This is a genomic window from Microbacterium sp. CH-015 (assembly GCF_049707015.1).
GTDB lineage: Bacteria > Actinomycetota > Actinomycetes > Actinomycetales > Microbacteriaceae > Microbacterium > Microbacterium aurum.
This window is the reverse complement of sequence record NZ_JBNAFJ010000010.1, coordinates 34,632-52,824: the sequence shown is the minus strand read 5'-3', so window position 1 is coordinate 52,824 and position 18,193 is coordinate 34,632. Positions and strand designations below refer to the sequence as shown.

Sequence of the window (18,193 nt, the reverse complement as noted above, 5' to 3'; positions counted from 1 at the left end):
GGGACGACAGGACCACGCACGACGGGTCATCTCCCACGACTTCGTAATCCGCGCGACTGAGACGGCCGAGTTGCCCTCAATCGATCAGGCAGCACGAGTCGCATGGGAGTCGGTATCGGCCGAATACGACCGCTTGTGGGATGTCGCACCTTGGCCGTAGCTGCGCAGCCAAGTTGGTGCGATCGATCAAACGCCACTATCGCAAAGCTTCTATCGCAGCCTCTGCGATGAACGAGCTACGCGGCTGGATCGAACCAGCTCTCTGGGACCCCGTCCGCCCACCTCTCGAGAGGGCCGGTGTCTAGACGAAGGTACGCGCAGATGAGATGGCAAGTCTTGTACAGAATCGTGCATGCCCACCGACACTGATGCTCAACCGTTTCCGGAGTGACCACCCACGGATGCGACGCGACCTTACCGTCGTCGACCAGGCGCGTCTGCAGGTCAATCGACACGAGCGACGGGTGGGAGTAATCCGAGAGGATGTCGTACATCGCCTTGCCCGGGCCTGACAGGAAGAGTTGGGCGAACAGGTTCGCGCTCGCCCCGAGTCCGAGAATCGTTTGGCCGTGAATCGTCCACCCGGCGATGACATCTGGTGTCCCCAGTTCCAGTTCGAGCTCGGGAAACACACTCTTCGCGGTCGCGATTGTCGCGTCCCGATGCGCCTTGAACTTCTTCTCCGCCGCCCGGTCGTACTTGCCGGTAGTAAAGCGAGCGCGCTGCAGCGACGAGATCGATTCAAGGAAGTATCGTGCCACGCGCACTTCCCCGGCCGGCTGGCCAACCGTGGGGTCGAGGAGCCATGCCACGCGTCCGGCGATCTCAAGTTCCGCTCGCACGATTGGCCAAAGGGTTCCCACGACCTCCCGTGCTCGCAGCAGAGCCGAAATCGAGGCAAGTTGGAGCCTCGCCGAGTCGGCGTAGGCGGTAGCCGCTTGCACCGGCGCAAACTCGAGGTTCTTGACGGCGTGGGGGTAGGCCGTCCGGAAGAGGGCCGACTCGGTCGCAACTTGAGAGGCTGGGTCTGGAAGGTCCCCGCTCCCAGTCGCCACCTCGAGGCAGGCGGCGATCAATCCGTCGCAAATCTCAGCGAACCGATCCATCTCTGAGCCGAACTCGTCGGGAAAGTTCAGGCCTGCCCGGCTCTTGCTCGACACCTGACCTCCTTCGTCATGCGCGACTCTAGCGGTTCCAGACGACGGAGCCGAGACGTGATGGGAAGGAGGACCCGCAACATGGTGTGAGCCTTCGCCGGACTGGGAGCGCGACGCAGACCGTCGACCAGGTGTTGAGTCTGCTAGCTCTGGCCGACCGGGAGCGATTCGTTCGACGCCGCTCCCCGGGTGCGGTATCGCCGTTCGACTGCCCGCACGCGCACCAGCCGCACGAGCGTGACCGGCCCGTTCACCACGAACTTGATTGCGTTCCAGAGGCACGCCAGCACAAGCAGGTTGATCCAGCCGGGCGCTCCGCCGGCGACCCATTGCGAGAGAGCTGCGGCGATCACGACGTAGACCACCGCCAGCAGCATCGCGGGCACGCCCCATTTCAAGCCCCCGCGCGTGTGCGTGGCGCGGATGATCATGTTCGTCGGCATGGTCCGCTGGAAGAACGCGTAGATACGACTTACGAAGGCGATCAGCAGTTGGAACATCAGCCAGACCCTCCTCCAGACGCCGGGGCTTGCGGTTGGGCACAGGCTACGCCCGCCCCTCCGACATCGATAGGACCATCCGCTACAGGCTGTGGACGGCCTGCATGCGCGAGGGCGCCCGCTGCGGCTGTGTAGGAGCATCCGCCCGCGACAGCCAGATCGCACGATCCCGCGCCACGGCTGCGGCCGCGGCATCCATTCGCTGGTTCGGTGACGTGGCGGGAGCGCCGAGCACGTCATCCTCGAAAACGCCGTACCGGTCACGGTACGCGGCGACAATCCGCGCCTGCTGCCGCCAAGCACCCGCTCTCGACGGATCGACGGGGATGCGTCCGAGCGAAGCGACCCACCTCTCCCCCGATGCCACTGCAGAAGCGACGAGAACCGACGCGCGCTCCTCGATGACATGTGCCCGTTCGTCGAGAGCACGCCGCATCTCGGCATCCATCTCCCCCATCGCCGCCGGGATGAGGCCAGAAATCAGACGGCGCCCACTCCCCCGCGAGCTGCCGCTCGATGGCTGCGCGAGGACTCTCTCAAGGCGCTCGTGAAGCACGGCCGCGGCATCCTGAGCATCTTCGAATCCGCGGGCTGCGACGATCCGTGAGAGTAGCGTCTCGACGTTGTGACCGAGCGCCTCGGCGCGTCGAAGGCCCGCGGTCAAAGCACCGAAGGCATCCGACTCGATCGCCGCGCCGGCCAGATCGGCAGGCAGCCCGCAGGAGTGGATGTGGCGGGTCCACCGTGGCCGCAGTGCGGATGCCGCGATCGTGTCGTACTCGGCGGCAAGCTGCGCGATAGAACCCCACGCCTCCCGCTCGGCGGCGATCGTCTCGTGGGCCGACAGCTCGGCGCCGATGTGGCCGAGCACGCCCGCGAGGATGTCGCGGGCGGTGGCATCCGGACGCTCGCCAGGATGCCGAGCGGAGTGATTGTCGTCTGGGCTCGACACGACCACATACGCAGTGTTCGAGGTTCTCCCCCGCGTCATCGCGACATACAGGTTCTCGCGCGTCGTTCCGGGCTCGACGACGGCGTGCGCGGTGTCGGTCGTGATCCCCTGCGCGCGATACGCGGTCACCGCGTAGCCGAGGTCGACGTTCTCAGCCACGTAGTCGGCCGGCAGCGTGATCGGTCGGGCGCCGGCACGGTCGGTGTTCTGCACCCGCAGCGAGCCGTCTCCACGAACGGCGACGACCTTCCATCGCCCGCCGTTGCGTACCCAGTCGCGTCCTGTGCGCAGGCGGCGGTCGTTTTTTCGCGTGATGACGACATCACCGACGGATGCCGCGGACTCGTCGCGCAGCGACGCCTCGGCCGAGGCATCCACGACGCCCGAGAGGATCAGCTCGGCGCGCGCCCGCCGGTTGAGCGTGGCGACCGCCTCGCCCGTCTCGGCGACGAGAACCGACGACATGCCGGCGGCGATGTCTCGGAGCCAGGCGCTGTAGGCGGCATCGGCCATCGCGTCGGCGTCGCCACCGATGATCCGATTGTGCGCGCCGTACGCGTCGAGGGCTTGCAGTCGCCCGTTGCGGAGGTCGAGGGATGCCTCCTTCTCCCACGCATCGCGGAAGCGGTGCACGTCGGCGAGTTCGGGTGCATCGGGGCGTGCTTCGACGAGCATCCGGAACGCACCGCCGGCGTCGACTGATTGCAGTTGCGCCCAGTCCCCCACCAGGAGGACTTTCGCGCCTGCCTGCGTCGCCAGCGTGCTGATGCGATCGATCGTGAGCGTGCCGGCGAGGGATGCCTCGTCGATGATCAGGAGCTGTGATGCGCGCACGGTTGCGCGCCCATGGCTGTACTCTTGCAGCCACTTGGCCGTGTTCTCGGTCGCGATGCCGAGGTCGTCGGCAAGTTCGCGTGCCGCCGCTGCCGATGGTGCGAGCCCGATGACTGAGCCGCGGCCGTGCTCGTGCTCCCACGCGAGGCGCAACGCGTGCATCGCGGTGGTCTTGCCGGCACCAGCCGGTCCGATCAGCACGTCGAGCGATCGCGCGGAGGTTGCGATCGAGTGGAGCGCCGCGCGCTGATCCTCCCCGAGGACGATCCCGTGATTGCGGCGCGCCCGCTCCGCGCGCTCGAGGGTTGCAGCACTGACCACCGGCGCATCGGTCGCGTGCGTCGCGGCAAGCAGTCGCTCCTCCGCATCCAGCAGCGCAATCGATGAGTAGCGCGCGGAGTTGCGCGGGCGGAAGACGCTTGTCTCATCGGCACGTCGAAACTCGCCGGGCGAGACCGCTAGCTCGGGTGGCGTGAGGCGCGTGGAGCGCTGCTCCGCAGCATCCGTGATCATGCCCACTATCGCCTCACGGTCCTCGGTCGTGGCGAAGCGCCACCCCATGGTCTGCCGCGCGGCCTCGGCGTAGAGGTTCCAGCGGGTCCACGTCGAACGCCGCTCGCTCGCGGCTTCGACGACGCGATCTGCGAACTGGTTCAGGATGCTGCGCTCGATGTCTTCGGCACGCAACGGCTTCGGAGCGTACTGGTGGTTCACTGCGGTGCGCGACCAGGCGGTCGCGACGCGGCCGAGCAGTCGGCTCGCGCGGGTACGCCACTCGTGCGTGAGATCGGCAAGCGATCGGAGCTGCTTCTCGGGACGCGTCGCGAGCGTCGCCTGCTGACGCAGGCGAATGATCGTCACCTTCGACGGTGCGCGGCCGTGGGCGGCGACGTACTCGTCGATGAGCCGGTCCTTCTCGATATCGATGTGGCGCGAGCGGGACGAGAACTCGGCGACGAGATGCTCGGGAACGGTTGCGATCGTCCACACCGGGTTGCGGTCGGCTTCGCGCTCGCGCCGTTCCCATTGAACGCCGAGCGCACGAGACAGGTGGTCGGCGAACACGGCCGTGTGCAGCTCGGACAGCGCAACCGTCGCCGCGTGCAGCGGACGTCCATCGAGCGACCGCCACTTGCCGTCGAACACAGTGCTCACCTTGTTGCTCACGACGACGTGCGTGTGCAACTGCGGATCGCCTGCGCGGGAGTCGAAGTGATCGAACGCGGCGCCGATGAGTCCCGTCACGTTGACCTGTGCGACGGCGCCGTCACGGCCGGCTTCGCCCGCACGAGTCGCTGCGAGTTCCCGCTCCATGAAGGCCAGCACGTCGTCGATCGCCTTGTGATGCGCGGCAGCGATCGTGGCTTGAGTGTTGGCGTCGGCGACAGCCCAGAGAACGGACGCCGACTTCGGCAGCGAGAACGTGAAGTCGTAGCCGGCAACGGCGCGGCGGCGAGCCGGGGCGGGAGTGCCGTCGGGCTGCCGATCCGTTCCCGTGGCGAATGCTCCGTACTCCGGATACGCGCGGCCCAGCGGCGCTCCCGTTCCGGGGTCGCGCCCCATTCCCAGCAGCAGCTCAAGCTGTGCCTCGGACACTCGTGAGCCCGCATCGATGCGTCCGTCAGCGAGCCCAGGAAGTCCGCTCCCGAGCCACCGGCCCGGCGGCGTGCCGGCCTCGGCGTAGTACCGGGTCAGCGGTGTGGAGAGCGGTCGGTCGCCGTCGGCGGCTGCCACGGTGCGGAGGAGGTACTTGTACCCATCCCCCGCGCTCATCACCCGCATCGACACCGACACCCGCCACCGCCTCCCTCTGTCAGAGAGGTGTGTGGCGGCCCCCACGGGAGCCGTGACATCCGTCGCGATGATGCCCGTTCGCCCTCGATCTGCAAGACGTGTGGAGTTGACAGGTGCCGGAGTTCAGCGCCGCATGTCGTCAGCGGGTCCGGAGACAAGCGCGTCGAGCGATCGACGGGCCGCCTCGGCGGCCGCTGCGGTCTTGCCGCTGATGCAGGCCACGCCGATCCGTGACCCACGCACGTGGGCGGGCGACTCGGAATAGAAGGATCGTTCGGTGCGAGTTGGCCTCGCGCCGAAACGGCTTGTCGTTGACCGAAGGTCGGCGTGCCACTCCTCCAGTTCGATCCGTGTTCCGGTCGCTTGTTGAATGCGCTTGATCACCTCCCCGTCCTTACCTATGACTTTGCCGACGTCGTCTTGTGGAATACGCACGAGACGCACCGTCGAGGGGCGAGTGGAGGCGATGCGCTCATTAACCCGTGCCTTCTCCGCGCGAACTGTACTGCCCGAGACGAGGAGAACGGGTCCAACGATCAATGCCGCAAGGATCCACGCGATGCCGTACGCGACAGCTCCGATCGCTGGGATGAGCGGCAAAGCGAGAAATGCGGCACCGAGGAATGTTGCGAAGAGAGCATCGCCGACGTCGCCGTAGGAGTTCTCGAGTGCCGCAATGAAGCCAACTATCAGGGCGAACGCGACGATGATCACGCCCACCGTCACGGCGATAGGCCCGAACACCTTGTCCCAGCGTTCCCGGTCGCCGCTCTTCTTGGATAGGGATGCCAGTTCTTCGCGCGCTGCGGCGACGACGCGGACGGCCTCCTGGTTGGCTGACTCCTGTCGTGTGGCCTGCTCTGCCGCGATCCTTCCATCCCACCAATTGCCTACCGCCGCCCTCTCCGCGTCTTGTCGTGCAAGTTCGGCAGCACGTTCGGACGCAGCTTGGGTCATGGCGGCTCGTGCGACGATGTAGACGCCAAGATCGTCTTCGGCGGCGTCGGCCAGTTCTTGCTTGAGTTGTGCGATCCAAGGAGCGCTCCCGAGGTCGCGTTGCGCAATGCGCCGCGCGTCGATGACCCAATCGTTGGTACCGCTCAAGACTGGACCCACTTATGCCCGGAGCCGTGGACTCGTCACAAGCTCGATGAGAGCACCGAGCATCCAGCCAATACCGACAGCCCAGGGCATGACGTAGGGATTGCTCGCACTCCACCCGATCAGTCCGGCGAGGAGTCCTGCTGGGACGGTGAGCATCCTCCACGTGCCCCTCAGATACTCGGCCGCGTTCCAGTCGAGCAAGAGCGCTATCGCCATCGACGCAAGACATGTCAGCAGGATGGGCCAGCCGTACTCCCATGCCTGGCCGACGGACTCCTCAATAGTCATGGTCCGGTCAATAGGGCCAGCGGACGAGAGCCCCAAACCGCCCCAGTACCCCTGCAGCGAAGTGGCGGCGTAGAGACTGTAGAGAACGCTCGCGATTAGCCCATAGCCGTACATTGGCATGACGCTCTCACGCCAGGATTGGGCTGTTGCCTGCTTGGTGCGCGCACGCTCCACTCGCGCACGTTCCTCCTGACGTGCGACCTCGGCCTGCTGTCGTTCGCGCTGAAGGGTCGCGGCTGCCGCCCGCGCGCGATCCCGTTCTCGCTCACGTTCCTGCTCGGCACGGGCGTTGGCTTCCGCACGCTGACGATCGCGCTCAAGCTGCGCGGCATGCGCTGCACGCTGGCGGGCAAGTTCAGCATCACGATCCGTCGCTGCCTTCTCGAAGGCCGATCGTGCCACGAGCAGCGTTCCGAGATCATCATCGGCCGCGTGACTGACTGCAGTCACGAGCCCCGAAACCCATGTCGCTGAACCGAGATCGCGCGTCGCGAACCCTCGAGTCTCACGCACCCAACCAGGCTCGCCCAGCGTTGTCGTCGCCATGTTCAGCTCGCCCCGCTACGAGGCCCACGGACGATCGCAAGCCCGAAGTCCCCGTTCGCCTTGACCGACGTCACCTCGACTTCGAGCTGCTGCCCGACGTGAACTACGTCGCCGACCTGTTCAATCCGCTGTCCACCCGCGAGGACTCGTAGCTCCTTGATGGGGATGAGACCGTCTTTGCCCGCGGGATGGCTGACAAAGGCGCCAAAGACAGCGAGACTCTTCACGGTGGCGGAATACCGGTCACCGAGCTTTGGGATGGGCGCGGTTGGCTTTCCGCCGACAGGTCGGGGCTCGACCATCGCCTCAACGGACTCACGCGCTCGGGCGGCGTCGGCGGCCATGCGTGCGGTGACTCGGACGGTGCCATCGTCGTCGATGCTGATGTGGCTATCAGTGTCGTGCTGAATCTGCGTAATCGTTCTCCCAGCCGTTCCGATGACTCGCCCAATCGCGTGGCGTGGAATCGTAAAGGTCACCGTGTGCGTGGGCGCTACGGTGTTGCTCGCCTGGGTGCGTCGCGGCGGCGTTGTCGTGCCCTGACCTGTTTTCGGAGCTGGAGATGCTGCGATATCCGGTGTCTCAACACGATCCGACAGGCCCGTGGTGTTGCTCGGCACAGGGATTGGATCTTCTCGTTTCGCTCGGCTGGAGAACAACCGCGACCAAAGTCCGCGGCGGTCGGCGGTCTGCACACCCGGGCTTGCCACCGCATCGGAAGCATTGGGTGCTTCTTCCCGTGATGCGGGCGGCGGTTCCTCGCCGAGTGCCCGCGCGAAAAGCATGGGAAGCGCCGCCCGAAACTCCCGCCGAGCAATCTCCTGATATTCGCGGGGCAACGGCCGCATCGTTTCCGCTGCTTGTACGAGCCACCTGTTCAGCAAGTAGTCCGCCTTCGCTGCCTCCGCAGCTCCAGTGACCTCTGCGAATGCGGTGAGAATGTGCTCGTTCAGAACGGCTTCGAGCCAATCCAGCGCCCGTGTGTCATTCGCCGACGCAGCCCTGATCTGGTCGCGTATTGACTCATCGTCGAGCGAAACGGCCCTGAAGTGTATCGGGCCGTCCGCGTCCAGGATGCCCTGCAGCCGGACGAGCTTGGTGCCCGGCGACTCGTTGGAGTTGATAGTTCGGATGGCGTCTTCGAGATACCCGAAGCTTTCCAGGAACCGCGTCATCTTCTGATCGGGGCGGCCCGCCAGCTCCGTCGCAGCCGCATCCCAATGCTGTCGCAGTTGTTCGGCCAGCTGTTCCGGCGTGGTTACAAGGGTGGGGCTCCAGTTGGGGCGGTATCCGATTGAACGTGTCGACTTGGCGCGATCGTCGAAGACTGTGGGAGATTCCCCTCGCAGCCACGCCTCAACCTGCGCGGCACCCCAGCGGTTGTCCTTGTCCCACGTCAGCAGTCCATCGGCGAGGAGTTTCCAGCGCGGGTCGTCGATGAGGTCGGTCGAGTAGTTGCGGGAGACGCTGCGAGACTTGGCGTCGTCCTCTGAGACGTCGGTGCCGTCTGCCAGCGCGAAGAGCTTGCGGCCGGTGTAGAACTCGTAAACCATCGCACCGAGGGAGAACCAGTCCGACTTGGGAGATGACTGTTTGGAGTGAACCTCGGGGGCGGCATAGTGCCAGGTGCCCTTGACTGTCGTCGTCAAATGGGTGAACGCCTGGTGTGCCTTGGCCAGTCCAAAGTCGGTAAGGACCAGGTCGACAGGTTCCGCTGAGCGGACGAGCACGTTCGCAGGTTTGAGATCGCGGTGGGCAACGCCCGTGCTGAGCTCATGGAGATACTCAAGCGAAGCGGCGATCTCGCTGACGACAGCGGTGAGTAGATCACTCGGGAGTCGCCCGCCCCGCGCGCTGACCCAGTCGCGGAGAGATCCGAGGGAGCAGTATTCCTGGATCTCCCAGACACCGTCGTCACCGTCGTTCAGGTCGATGAGTCGAACGATGTGGCGAGTATCAGCCGTGCGCAGGATGTCCATCGCGACAGGGTCGGGAGCCAGACCCGCGCGATAGGACTTGAAGATGACCTCTTCTTTCGTGGCTCGGGATCGAAGGAGCGCAATGTCGGCTTCCCCGCCAGCTGTGGGGAGGTCGTGGAGGTAGTCGTAGTGACCGGCGACTGCAGCGGGCAGATTGAGCCGTCGAGTCTTTCGGGGCTCGCCGTTGCCTTCTCGTCGGGTGGGTGCGTCTCCGCGACCGCCGCCGGGGGTCTCGCGGCGGGTTGAGTTCGCGGTCGGTTCGCGTCTTGTGGGGGGTGTGCGTCCCTCGTAGGCGGTCGGCGTATCGCTCACGGTCCCGTCGTCTCCTCAATCGTGCCCGCCTCGACGCTCACCGACGACGTGTGTACTTTGCCCGCGTCCGGGTTCTCTCCACTGAAAGTTGCAGTGGCGGTGAGGTCGATGACGATGATCGACGCGTTGTCTCGCGACTCCTGTTCGTAGACCGCTTCGGCAATCGCATCGACGATGTGCCCGGGAGTCGCATCGGCAGTGCAGTAGTCGCGCAACATGTTGGCGTCTAGCGTCGACCACACTCCGTCGGAGCACAGTACGAAGCGCTCCTTCCCGCCGGCATAGGTCTGCTGCCATGCGTGGGCGTCGAGTCGGCGACGTCCGCCGAGTGCCTGCGTCACTGAGGATGATTCTGGATCATCAGTTCGGTCATCGACGGAGAGTTGCCCGAGATGACCGCTAACGGCGCGGTACACGCGACAATCGCCGACGTTGACCACGACGAGGCCCGTCGGGGTGAAGCCGATCAACGCGGCAGTCGCTCCCATGTCGGGAGTTCCCAAGGCTTCGCCGGCAGCTGCGATCTTCAACGATAGAGATGAGAACCACTCGTCCCAGCGCTCGGAGTTGTGGTCGAGTGCGGTCTTCGCGAGTTCGGTGGCAACCATCGCCGCGGCGTCGCTTCCGCCCGCGTATCCGCCCATCCCATCAATGACGGCAGCAGAGATGCCCCGGTCTGGCACCACCCCCGACCAGGAGAGGCGCGTGCCTGAAGCCATTCCGACTGCGGTGGCGACCATGACAGCGTCCTGGTTCTCGGTCCTGATGGGTCCAATTTCGGTGCGACCACAGATCTCGGCCTCGACCCTGTACTTGGGGGCATCGATGGGTAGGAACTGATCGCTCATCGAGTCACCTCCGTGGTGATGGTCAGGTACGCCGTCTGACCGAGTCGGATCCGCACGGGCAGATCTGCTCGCCGGAGTTCGCCGTCACCGATCTCACGGTCATCGTCGTCGACCCACGTGCGGTTGAGCGAGCCAGGATCACGGATGGTGACGGTGTCAGTGTCAGTATCGATGTTGAGGATGCAGTGCTGACGAGATACCCCGTCGAACAACTCGAGTTCGGTACTGATCTCAGGGATGCTGCTCTGGCGCCCGACCATAACGTCACGCCCGCGCGGAAGAGACACAGCTCGGAGCGACGGCAGGACCGCGAACACTGCACCGGCTGTCGCAGGTGCCATGCTCGGGATCAGCTCGAAGCACTGGATACACGGCGAGCCGCCCCGGCCTGACGCGCCGCAATTCGGACAGGTCGCGTTCGAGTCGACCGACTGGCGGGCAGGTGCAGGTTGCTCAGAGGGCGACGTGTCGGGCGAGGGCTCAGGTGCCTCGCGGATGCTGGTGATGTCGGTGTACATGATGGGACACCAAGTGGTGCCGACGGGATGCTGCTGCATGCATGCGGGACACGTCATGGAGTCAGCCACGATCGCCCCTCCATAACCACGCCACGTTGCCGCAGCGCCGCCTCGATCCGCGGCAAGTCCCCAGGGCCAGGCAAGCCAATGAGGGTGATCTCACCCTCGCCGACGCGGGCCTGAAGCATCGTCGGCGTAGTGCGTTCGAGTTCACCCATGCGCTCGGCGCCAAGTTCAGTGCGCACCACCAGAGTCTGGTTTGCGCTGGCAATGAGCGCATCGGTACCGGGCCGACTTTCACGGTATGGCCCACAGATCGCGGCATCCACGACCGCCCACAGATTCGGCGCGGTACGTTCGGCAGCCTTTGCAGTCCGACCCGTGAACATGAGGACATCGAGCTGGCGGTCCTTGACTTCGTCCCGCAGGCGGATCACCAGATCTGTCAGCTCGGCGGCTTGCTCGGTCGGCTCGCCGCCTGTGAGGGTGACACCAGTCAGGTCGTCTGCCTTGATAATCGTTGCCAACTCGGATGCGAGTGCCGCAGTATCGAGCGTCTCGCCTGTCTCAGCGTCCCATGTGTCAACGGATGCGCATCCTGGGCAGCCGATGTGGCACCCCTGTACCCATACGCCGATCCGACGCCCCGGACCGAGAACGGTGACGGGGTGTGCGATGCGGTTCACCTGGATCTTCATGTCGGCTCGACGTTCAGAGTCGGTTGACCGGCGTCATCCTGCCCGACTCCGGTGATCGTGAGGCTGGCATCAGGGCCGACCATGAAGAGGACGCGGCTCAGTGGGTTTACCAGCCGATTCTCAAGGGCAGTGGTGATTCCGCGGCCACCGTTGGCGAGGTCGTCGCGAGTCGTGATCGCCGCAATGAGCAGGTCCCTTGCGTCATGAGTGAGGATCACCGTGTTTCCCACGCGTCGGCGCACGTTCGCGAGTGCCGTATCGATGAAGTGCCCCGCGAGGTCGGTGGCGAACTGGCCCTGCATGGGGCGGAACACGACGATGTTGTCGCCCAGCCGTCCGAGCAGTTCGGGACGACCGAGGTTCTCGCGGAAGTGATGTTGCACGGCCTGCTTGATCGTCTTCTCGTACAGGGCCGCTTCATCCGGGTTGCCCATGTTGAGTGTGAGCAGGTCGCCGGCGGCGGCGACGCCCTGGTTCGAGGTGAAGATGATGAGTGACTCCGTGAAGGATGCCGTGCGGCCGGCACCGTCCGTGAGTCGCCCATCGGACAAGATCTGAAGGAACAGGTCATATACCTCGCGGCCGGCCTTGTCCATCTCGTCAAAAAGCAAGATCGAGTGAGGACGCTCCTGGATCGCGTTGGTCAGCTCGCCCCCAGCTCCGAATCCGACGTAGCTGGGCGGCGCGCCAACGAGACGGATCTTCGCGTGGTCGTCCTGGAACTCGGACATGTCGAAGCGAAGCAGTGCTCGCTCGTCTGCAAAGACGAGTTCGGCGATCGCCTTCGCCATCTCTGTCTTGCCGACGCCGGTCGGTCCGGCGAAGTAGAGCACACCGCGCGGTGCGCTGGAAGGCTTCGACTGATGTGCTCCGGTGAGGCCCAGGGTTGAACGGCGAAGGATGTCGAAAACGCGCCCGACTGCCTCATCTTGCCCCTTGACGCGACGTTGGAGCACCGCTTCACCGTCCGCGAGTTGTTCACGCAGGCGGGTGCTCTGCCAGGGATTCTCGGAGAGGCCCTCGCGGTATGTGCGGACAGCGCTTTCGATGTCGGTCGAGACTGAATCGGTCCCACGCGCGAGGTGGACTGCCTCGAACATTCCACGGGTTGACAGGCCCTCTGTCGCCTCCGCGAACCGCTTTGCGACCGCGCCGATCTGCTCCTCCTCCACCTGCCCTGCAAGGAGAAGTTCCGCAACGCTCTGGCGGCTATCGACATCAGGAGTGCTGATCGGGATCGGTCGGATGCCGTCGCCGTGCGTCAGCCACGGCGGAAGATCGTCGGCACGATCAACCAGCCAGATAACGGGGTGCCGCAGCAAGCCGGACTGCCCTGGTCGAGGGAACCGCACGCGCTGGTCATGCACGGTGGCGTGGCTGTTCGCAAGCACGAGCGAAGCCAGCATCAGCTGCCGGAACCCCGGGTCGTCGGGTGCATTTTCAGCGCGAACTTGAGACGTGTAATCGATCACGAGTGCCATCGCGGGCTCGTGCGTCGTAGCGACCGCTTCGGCTATGGCGTCCATGCCCATGAAGCTGACATCCGCGATGGCAGGGTCCTCTGCCGCCTGCAGCGCTCGCTCGGCAGGTGACCTCAGCAGGTTCTCGACGAGCTTCGCCTTCGTTCGACGCCCGAGAGACTCGACAACCGTCTCCCGACTCCAACCAGGGGCTAGCTTCCTGATTTCCAGCCCGTTCAGGGGATCGAAGGTAAGCAAGGCGTGGAAGCCACTCTCGCTGAGCACTTGCCAGATCGCATTGACTGTCGTGTCGGGCCGGAGCTGGCCGCCAACAGGAATGGCGTGGAGATCGTGAATCCCCCCATGGACGACGCACACTGCAGCGACCGGGAGTGACGCGTAGAGGGTGCGCAACCACATGGGCGTGGAGCGCTCGCGTGGAGCGAGCCACGCAGGCGCACCCGAAGATGGCTCGGGGATCGGGTGCGTCATCGAGCTGTCCTCGTCTGCGGGGAGGTGTGGGCACGCGGTCGCTTGCGCCGAGTGCTCGTAGATCGATCTTCTTGACGCTCTACTGGGGCTTCGCCGGGGAGTCGTTCCGACTTCAGGTCGGCCGCGACGCCGTGCTTGGCCAGGTTCTTAGCGAGCGAGTGAACCTTCACGCAAGTCTCGTCTTCCGCTCGGGCGTCTTCCTCAGGAGTTGAGGCGCGTTGAGATACGAGTCGGGTGTAGATCATGCCGTTGGCAGGATTGAGTTGAACGCGGACACCGAACCCGGGGTGGTCCGCGTGATTCGCGACCGCGACAGAGCGCCCGAGGTCTGCCAGCTCGAACCCGGCGCCAATGGTGAACCCAAGCTCGTCCAGGACAGCCTCCAGCGCCGCCTCCACGAATTCCGCGTCGCTCGCGCGGACAACGGCGGAAAGCGTCTCGGTCACGCCCCTACGGATGTCAGCGACGTCTTGAGTCGAGGCAACCTGTTCCGCGCGGGCGCGGAGCGCGTCGGCCTCCGGGGATGCTACATGCGCGACGTCAAGCACGGCTTCGGTAGCGAGCCTTCGGAGATCTTGCGTCTGAAGCGCGCTCGCCGTCCTTGTCTTGAGCGTCAGCAGATCGCCCTTTGCCTGAGCGACATCGGACATCGCGACGATTCGTTCGGCGCTCGCTGCCAGCTCGTCACGAACCACCTGATCTTGGAGCTGTGCGATGACTTGGACAACCTTGTCGATCTCGTTCGAAAGGATTGCGACGTCTGGAGTGCGAGCGAGAGGAGTGTCGGTGGGGCGTGAGGCGGGCTTTCGAGCACCAAGCGTCACACCTGAGGCATCAACCTCGTGTCTCGATGAGTTCAGTCGTCGATCGATCGCAATTGCGGCTGCTTCGCGCAGGCGGGACTCCGAATGACCGATCGCCTTCTGCAGCGCAAGTTCCCACGCGATCAAGCTTTCATGTGTCCGCTGCGCCGGTTCAGCTAGCGGCTGTGGGATGGACGCCTCGTAGAACCGCAGCTGACCGGTCAAGCCAGCAAGCGTGACGACATGCTGCTCGCAGCGCCCGGCACGCGCCTCATCCTCCCGTCGGCGCATCTCCGCCTCCGAGACCACCGAATAGCCATACCCCTTCGGGCCGCTCATACGAATCTCCCCAGACACTCTTGAGCGGAAGCCTATCCGCCACCGGCGACCCTCAACCGCGGAAAGGAGATGTGATCGACGGAGCGCGAGCCGGCACCGCGACTAGCTGGACGAAGCGCATTGCGACTCGCGGAAGGTCTGTACTGTCGGGCAGGCCTCAGCGATGGCACGCGACAGGCGAGCCAGAGTCAGCGCTAGCGCGCCCCGCGCGCGTTCTCAGCAGACGTGTCGAGCCACGATCTGAGAGCAGACAGGAACACGTCCCTATTGACATTCGCCTCCCACCCGTGAGGGGCCGCTGCTGTCTCCACGAGAGCCACACCTGGGTGCCGAGCGACAAAGCCCTTCGTGAGCTCGAACGGGACCTCTTCGTCCCCGCTCGAATGGACCACCACGGTTGGCACAGCAATCGCAAGATCGTGGGCCCAGTCGAGCCGATCGAAGTCGATCGACGCCGGCATCCCGAGTAGCCGACTCAAGACGCGCGTGCCCAATGCCCACATCACGACGGAGGCGAGAGACCTCTGCAAGCCCGCGCGTTTGACACCCTGCCTGACCAATCCTCGCCAGTTCGTCGCCGGCGCGATCAGAGCAAGCCGATCGAACGCCATAGGGTCGTGGCGAAGAAGCTCAAGCGCGAGCCCCGCACCCATCGACCACGCCACAACGTAGACCGCGGTAGCTCCTTGTGAACGCGCGTAGGCGACTGCGTCCGCCAGGTTCGTCCACTCGCGCTGCCCGAGCGTCGACGCTGACGCCGGCGGCCCATCCCCGGAACCTCGATAGGTTATGGCGAGCGAAGTCAGACCGACGTTCTGCGCCACCTCGACGGAGCGCAGGGTCACGAGTCTCGAGGTGCGGATGCCCTGAACGTGGATCACCCACGGCGCATCGAGCGACGCACCCCGGAAGAGCCATGCCGGCGCCGAGCCGCCATCGCGCAACGGTACCGTCACGTCCTCCCAATCGGGATCGATTTCGGCAGGCCCGCTCATTGTGTGGCCGGTCCATTGAGCTTCGAACGGCTGCGTGCTGATTGGAGCGGTGGTCTTGAGCACGCGTCGGGTGACGCGATTGCCATCCGCCGACACCACTGGCCCGATCAGCGCGTGGTGCTCGAATCGCTCCCCAAACCAGAGGCCATAGTTCCCGTCGACAATCGTGAGGTCGCTCCGCGGGAGTTCGATCGCGTCGCCGACACGACGGACGGTCACGGTCTTGCGGCGCGGCTCAACGCCGACCACGCGGCGTGCCAGCATCCGAATCACTACTGCAGCAGTCGCTGCGAGCACGCCAAGGATCGCGGCAACAACGCCGAACACCTTCAAGGTGCGCTCACCGCCCCCGCAGCGCTCGACATCCGGACCACCGCTGGCGCCCTCATCTGCCGATCGAGCATCTCGGTCGCGGCGCGCAGGAGAACTCGCTCACGCTTTGTCAGCTCCTGACCGTTGGCGATGTCCGTCAGCCGGACCGCCAACCGGTATGTCTCGTGCACGGGATCCTCATCAGGGATGGGCTTGACGATCATCCCGCGATCGAGGCTCGCCTTGGCGAGGAGCCGCCCGAGTGTCGCGTTCATCGACCTCCGGCCGGCGCGGGCGACGGCGAACACGATGATGCCGGCGCACACCAGCACGACCCCGCCGTAGAACGGAACTGTGAACAGCGCCCCGACCGCTTCGACGCTCGGCGTCCGCCCCAGGCCGGCAACGCGGAGGCTCAGGTAGACGATCTCGATGAGGCTCGCCCCGAGGATCGCCCACGCGCCGATACGGATCAGGATGTACGGCCGAGGCTTCCGTCCGCGAACTCCGCGCAGCATCCGGATCATGATCAGGACGACGCATCCCATATAGAGCGATGCGTATGCCCACAGGCCGATCTGATCTGCCGTCTCCTTGATGAACTCGTCCGTTGTCGATCCACGATCGGCGATCAGCAGGAAGGGGACGGTGAAGGTGAGGTACATCGCGGGCAGCTCCCAGAGGCTGCGCGGCTTGAACCTGCTGCCGTCGAGCGTGAGCGCCGCTTGCATGACGAACCAGAATGCCGTGGTCGCGAGGATATTCTGGATGAGGTTCGCTACATTCGTTCCGCCGAGCCAGCCGTCGACGATCGGCAAGGGGATGACGACTCCGACCATGAAGACGGCTGCAAGTCCCGTGATCGTGGCGATCCAGGTGAGCCGGCTCGAGGGCTCACGGATGGCGGACGGCAGTCGGATAAGCGTGAGCAGCAGCAGCGCGAGGAAAGCGACAGCCTCGATGGTGAGCGTCATCAGCCGAACACCGCCTCGTCGTGTCCGTGGCGAGGTTGAAGGAGCATCTTCGACAAGAGCTGCGACAGCTTCCCCGCTTCGGCCTCCATGACGAGTTCGGTGTCGGCGAAGTCCAGGTCGAGTTCGAAGTCCGGGGTGACGATGCCTCGCGCGAGCACGGTCTGACCGGCGCGTACGTGGCGAGATCCGGGATGTTTGACGGGCAGGGTCGCACATCCCGTGTGCTCGAACACGACGTGCGACAGTTCGTGCAACACCGTGTGGAACTGGTACCAACGTGGGTCGGACTTGCGCACGAGGATCTTCGCCGAGTCGGCCGTCAACAGGACCAGGCCGGTAATGTTCTCCCAGTCGCGATCGCCGACGGGCTCGACGTCAATCCTCTTGCCGGTGGCTCTGGCGACTTGTCGGACGATGTCTTCCAGCTCGACGTCACCGGGGAGGTTGAGGCGTTCGAGCTGCGCCTCGGCGTGGGCGCGCAGTTCTTCATGATCTCGAGAAGCGCGGTAGCTCATGACGCCTGACCTCCGATCACGATCTCGATACAGCGATCGCTCGAATGGTCCCCACTGTACGCCGATGCGCAGTCGAGGTCAGGTGAATACTTTATTGCGCAGAGATCGAACGAAGGGTCTGTGCAATCGCGCGCAGCGCGGCAGGCGATATTTCACCGACAGCCCGCGCTGACACGGAATCCGCCCCGGATGCATTCAGCGCCTCGCGGAATTCGAAGTTCGCCTCCGCGGCTTCCACAGCGGCAGCGTCATCCAAGTCGAGCAAGTACGCCGTCGGGACGCCGGCATAAGCCCCGACGCCTTCAAGCACCCTCACACGAATAGGTGCACTCGAGTCCCCCGTGAGCAGGGTCGCCCACTCGTCGCGGTCCAGCGAAACCCCACGTTCGGCAAGCTCGCTGACGAGACCGTCGATATCGAATGCGGATCCGTCGAGGCGAGGCGCACGCGAAACCGCTGACAACCTGCGCGCAAGCTCCGTCGCGTCCGCGTCGAGGATGGGCTCGATCTCTCGAGCGTCGCCGATGGATGCTGCGACGCGCGAGATCTCGTGGGGATGGGTCCCTAGAGCCCAGGCGAGCTTCTCGATGTCATTCGCGTCGAAGGGTGCGGCGCCGCGCAGTCGACCGTAGAAGTAGCTCGCCGACATTTCGGAGCGCTCGATCAACTCCTGGTTCGTCATTCCGGCGGCGTCGCGAAGAGTCGAAATAGCGCGCACCAGGTCCATCGACCACGCGCCGGCCTCGCCCTGGGAACGTCTACCCACGACGACA

General features: G+C 65.0%; 15 protein-coding genes. All 15 read right to left on the bottom strand.

The features are described from left to right. Positions 1–236: 236 nt before the first annotated feature. Positions 237–1,160 carry a hypothetical protein gene (locus ACPYN4_RS13270; RefSeq protein WP_424446634.1) on the bottom strand — a complete coding sequence of 308 codons (924 nt, stop codon included), beginning with the start codon at positions 1,158–1,160 and terminating at the stop codon, positions 237–239. 140 nt (positions 1,161–1,300) lie between these two features. Beyond that, entirely contained in the window at positions 1,301–1,657 is a 357-nt protein-coding gene (locus tag ACPYN4_RS13265; protein WP_424446633.1) for a sulfate permease, read from the bottom strand. A gap of 82 nt (positions 1,658–1,739) precedes the next feature. Then, positions 1,740–5,216 carry a MobF family relaxase gene (gene mobF, locus ACPYN4_RS13260; RefSeq protein ID WP_424446632.1) on the bottom strand — a complete coding sequence of 1,159 codons (3,477 nt, stop codon included), beginning with the start codon at positions 5,214–5,216 and terminating at the stop codon, positions 1,740–1,742. A gap of 144 nt (positions 5,217–5,360) precedes the next feature. After that, positions 5,361–6,341: a KH domain-containing protein gene (locus ACPYN4_RS13255; protein ID WP_424446631.1), complete on the bottom strand. Its 981-nt coding sequence runs from the start codon at positions 6,339–6,341 to the stop codon at positions 5,361–5,363. 12 nt (positions 6,342–6,353) lie between these two features. Beyond that, complete coding sequence (locus ACPYN4_RS13250; RefSeq protein ID WP_424446630.1) at positions 6,354–7,175, bottom strand: hypothetical protein; 822 nt, start codon at positions 7,173–7,175, stop codon at positions 6,354–6,356. 2 nt (positions 7,176–7,177) lie between these two features. Continuing rightward, complete coding sequence (locus ACPYN4_RS13245) at positions 7,178–9,154, bottom strand: protein kinase domain-containing protein (protein ID WP_424446629.1); 1,977 nt, start codon at positions 9,152–9,154, stop codon at positions 7,178–7,180. A gap of 308 nt (positions 9,155–9,462) precedes the next feature. Next, the gene (locus tag ACPYN4_RS13240; RefSeq protein WP_424446628.1) at positions 9,463–10,314 is read right to left on the bottom strand and encodes a PP2C family protein-serine/threonine phosphatase; all 852 of its coding nucleotides are present in this window, start codon (positions 10,312–10,314) and stop codon (positions 9,463–9,465) included. Next, entirely contained in the window at positions 10,311–10,832 is a 522-nt protein-coding gene (locus ACPYN4_RS13235) for an FHA domain-containing protein (RefSeq protein ID WP_424446627.1), read from the bottom strand. Before ACPYN4_RS13235 ends, ACPYN4_RS13240 begins: the two co-directional genes overlap by 4 nt. A gap of 53 nt (positions 10,833–10,885) precedes the next feature. Continuing rightward, positions 10,886–11,530: a 4Fe-4S cluster-binding domain-containing protein gene (locus ACPYN4_RS13230; RefSeq protein ID WP_424446626.1), complete on the bottom strand. Its 645-nt coding sequence runs from the start codon at positions 11,528–11,530 to the stop codon at positions 10,886–10,888. Beyond that, entirely contained in the window at positions 11,527–13,482 is a 1,956-nt protein-coding gene (locus tag ACPYN4_RS13225) for an AAA family ATPase (RefSeq protein WP_424446625.1), read from the bottom strand. Before ACPYN4_RS13225 ends, ACPYN4_RS13230 begins: the two co-directional genes overlap by 4 nt. Beyond that, the gene (locus ACPYN4_RS13220) at positions 13,479–14,624 is read right to left on the bottom strand and encodes a hypothetical protein (RefSeq protein ID WP_424446624.1); all 1,146 of its coding nucleotides are present in this window, start codon (positions 14,622–14,624) and stop codon (positions 13,479–13,481) included. The genes ACPYN4_RS13225 and ACPYN4_RS13220 overlap by 4 nt, the downstream gene beginning before the upstream one ends. A 194-nt stretch (positions 14,625–14,818) precedes the next feature. Beyond that, on the bottom strand, positions 14,819–15,952 hold the full coding sequence (locus ACPYN4_RS13215; RefSeq protein ID WP_424446623.1) for an alpha/beta hydrolase family protein: 1,134 nt from the start codon (positions 15,950–15,952) through the stop codon (positions 14,819–14,821). Continuing rightward, entirely contained in the window at positions 15,949–16,905 is a 957-nt protein-coding gene (locus ACPYN4_RS13210) for a hypothetical protein (protein ID WP_424446622.1), read from the bottom strand. Before ACPYN4_RS13210 ends, ACPYN4_RS13215 begins: the two co-directional genes overlap by 4 nt. Further along, positions 16,905–17,420, bottom strand: coding sequence for a hypothetical protein (locus ACPYN4_RS13205; RefSeq protein WP_424446621.1), 516 nt, complete (start codon positions 17,418–17,420; stop codon positions 16,905–16,907). The genes ACPYN4_RS13210 and ACPYN4_RS13205 overlap by 1 nt, the downstream gene beginning before the upstream one ends. Before the next feature lie 91 nt (positions 17,421–17,511). Further along, a complete protein-coding gene (locus ACPYN4_RS13200) occupies positions 17,512–18,147 on the bottom strand; it encodes a helix-turn-helix domain-containing protein (RefSeq protein WP_424446620.1) in 636 nt (211 codons plus the stop codon). Between the last annotated feature and the right edge of the window lie 46 nt (positions 18,148–18,193).

Excerpts from the sequence above, each read along its gene's own strand:
- ACPYN4_RS13200 (WP_424446620.1), bottom strand. The coding sequence starts at position 18,147 with ATGGACCTGGTGCGCGCTATTTCGACTCTTCGCGACGCCGCCGGAATG.
- ACPYN4_RS13230 (WP_424446626.1), bottom strand. The coding sequence starts at position 11,530 with ATGAAGATCCAGGTGAACCGCATCGCACACCCCGTCACCGTTCTCGGT.
- ACPYN4_RS13235 (WP_424446627.1), bottom strand. The coding sequence starts at position 10,832 with ATGTACACCGACATCACCAGCATCCGCGAGGCACCTGAGCCCTCGCCC.
- ACPYN4_RS13240 (WP_424446628.1), bottom strand. The coding sequence starts at position 10,314 with ATGAGCGATCAGTTCCTACCCATCGATGCCCCCAAGTACAGGGTCGAG.
- ACPYN4_RS13225 (WP_424446625.1), bottom strand. The coding sequence starts at position 13,482 with ATGACGCACCCGATCCCCGAGCCATCTTCGGGTGCGCCTGCGTGGCTC.
- ACPYN4_RS13250 (WP_424446630.1), bottom strand. The coding sequence starts at position 7,175 with ATGGCGACGACAACGCTGGGCGAGCCTGGTTGGGTGCGTGAGACTCGA.
- ACPYN4_RS13245 (WP_424446629.1), bottom strand. The coding sequence starts at position 9,154 with ATGGACATCCTGCGCACGGCTGATACTCGCCACATCGTTCGACTCATC.
- ACPYN4_RS13265 (WP_424446633.1), bottom strand. The coding sequence starts at position 1,657 with ATGTTCCAACTGCTGATCGCCTTCGTAAGTCGTATCTACGCGTTCTTC.
- ACPYN4_RS13210 (WP_424446622.1), bottom strand. The coding sequence starts at position 16,905 with ATGACGCTCACCATCGAGGCTGTCGCTTTCCTCGCGCTGCTGCTGCTC.
- ACPYN4_RS13220 (WP_424446624.1), bottom strand. The coding sequence starts at position 14,624 with ATGAGCGGCCCGAAGGGGTATGGCTATTCGGTGGTCTCGGAGGCGGAG.
- mobF (WP_424446632.1), bottom strand. The coding sequence starts at position 5,216 with ATGAGCGCGGGGGATGGGTACAAGTACCTCCTCCGCACCGTGGCAGCC.
- ACPYN4_RS13205 (WP_424446621.1), bottom strand. The coding sequence starts at position 17,420 with ATGAGCTACCGCGCTTCTCGAGATCATGAAGAACTGCGCGCCCACGCC.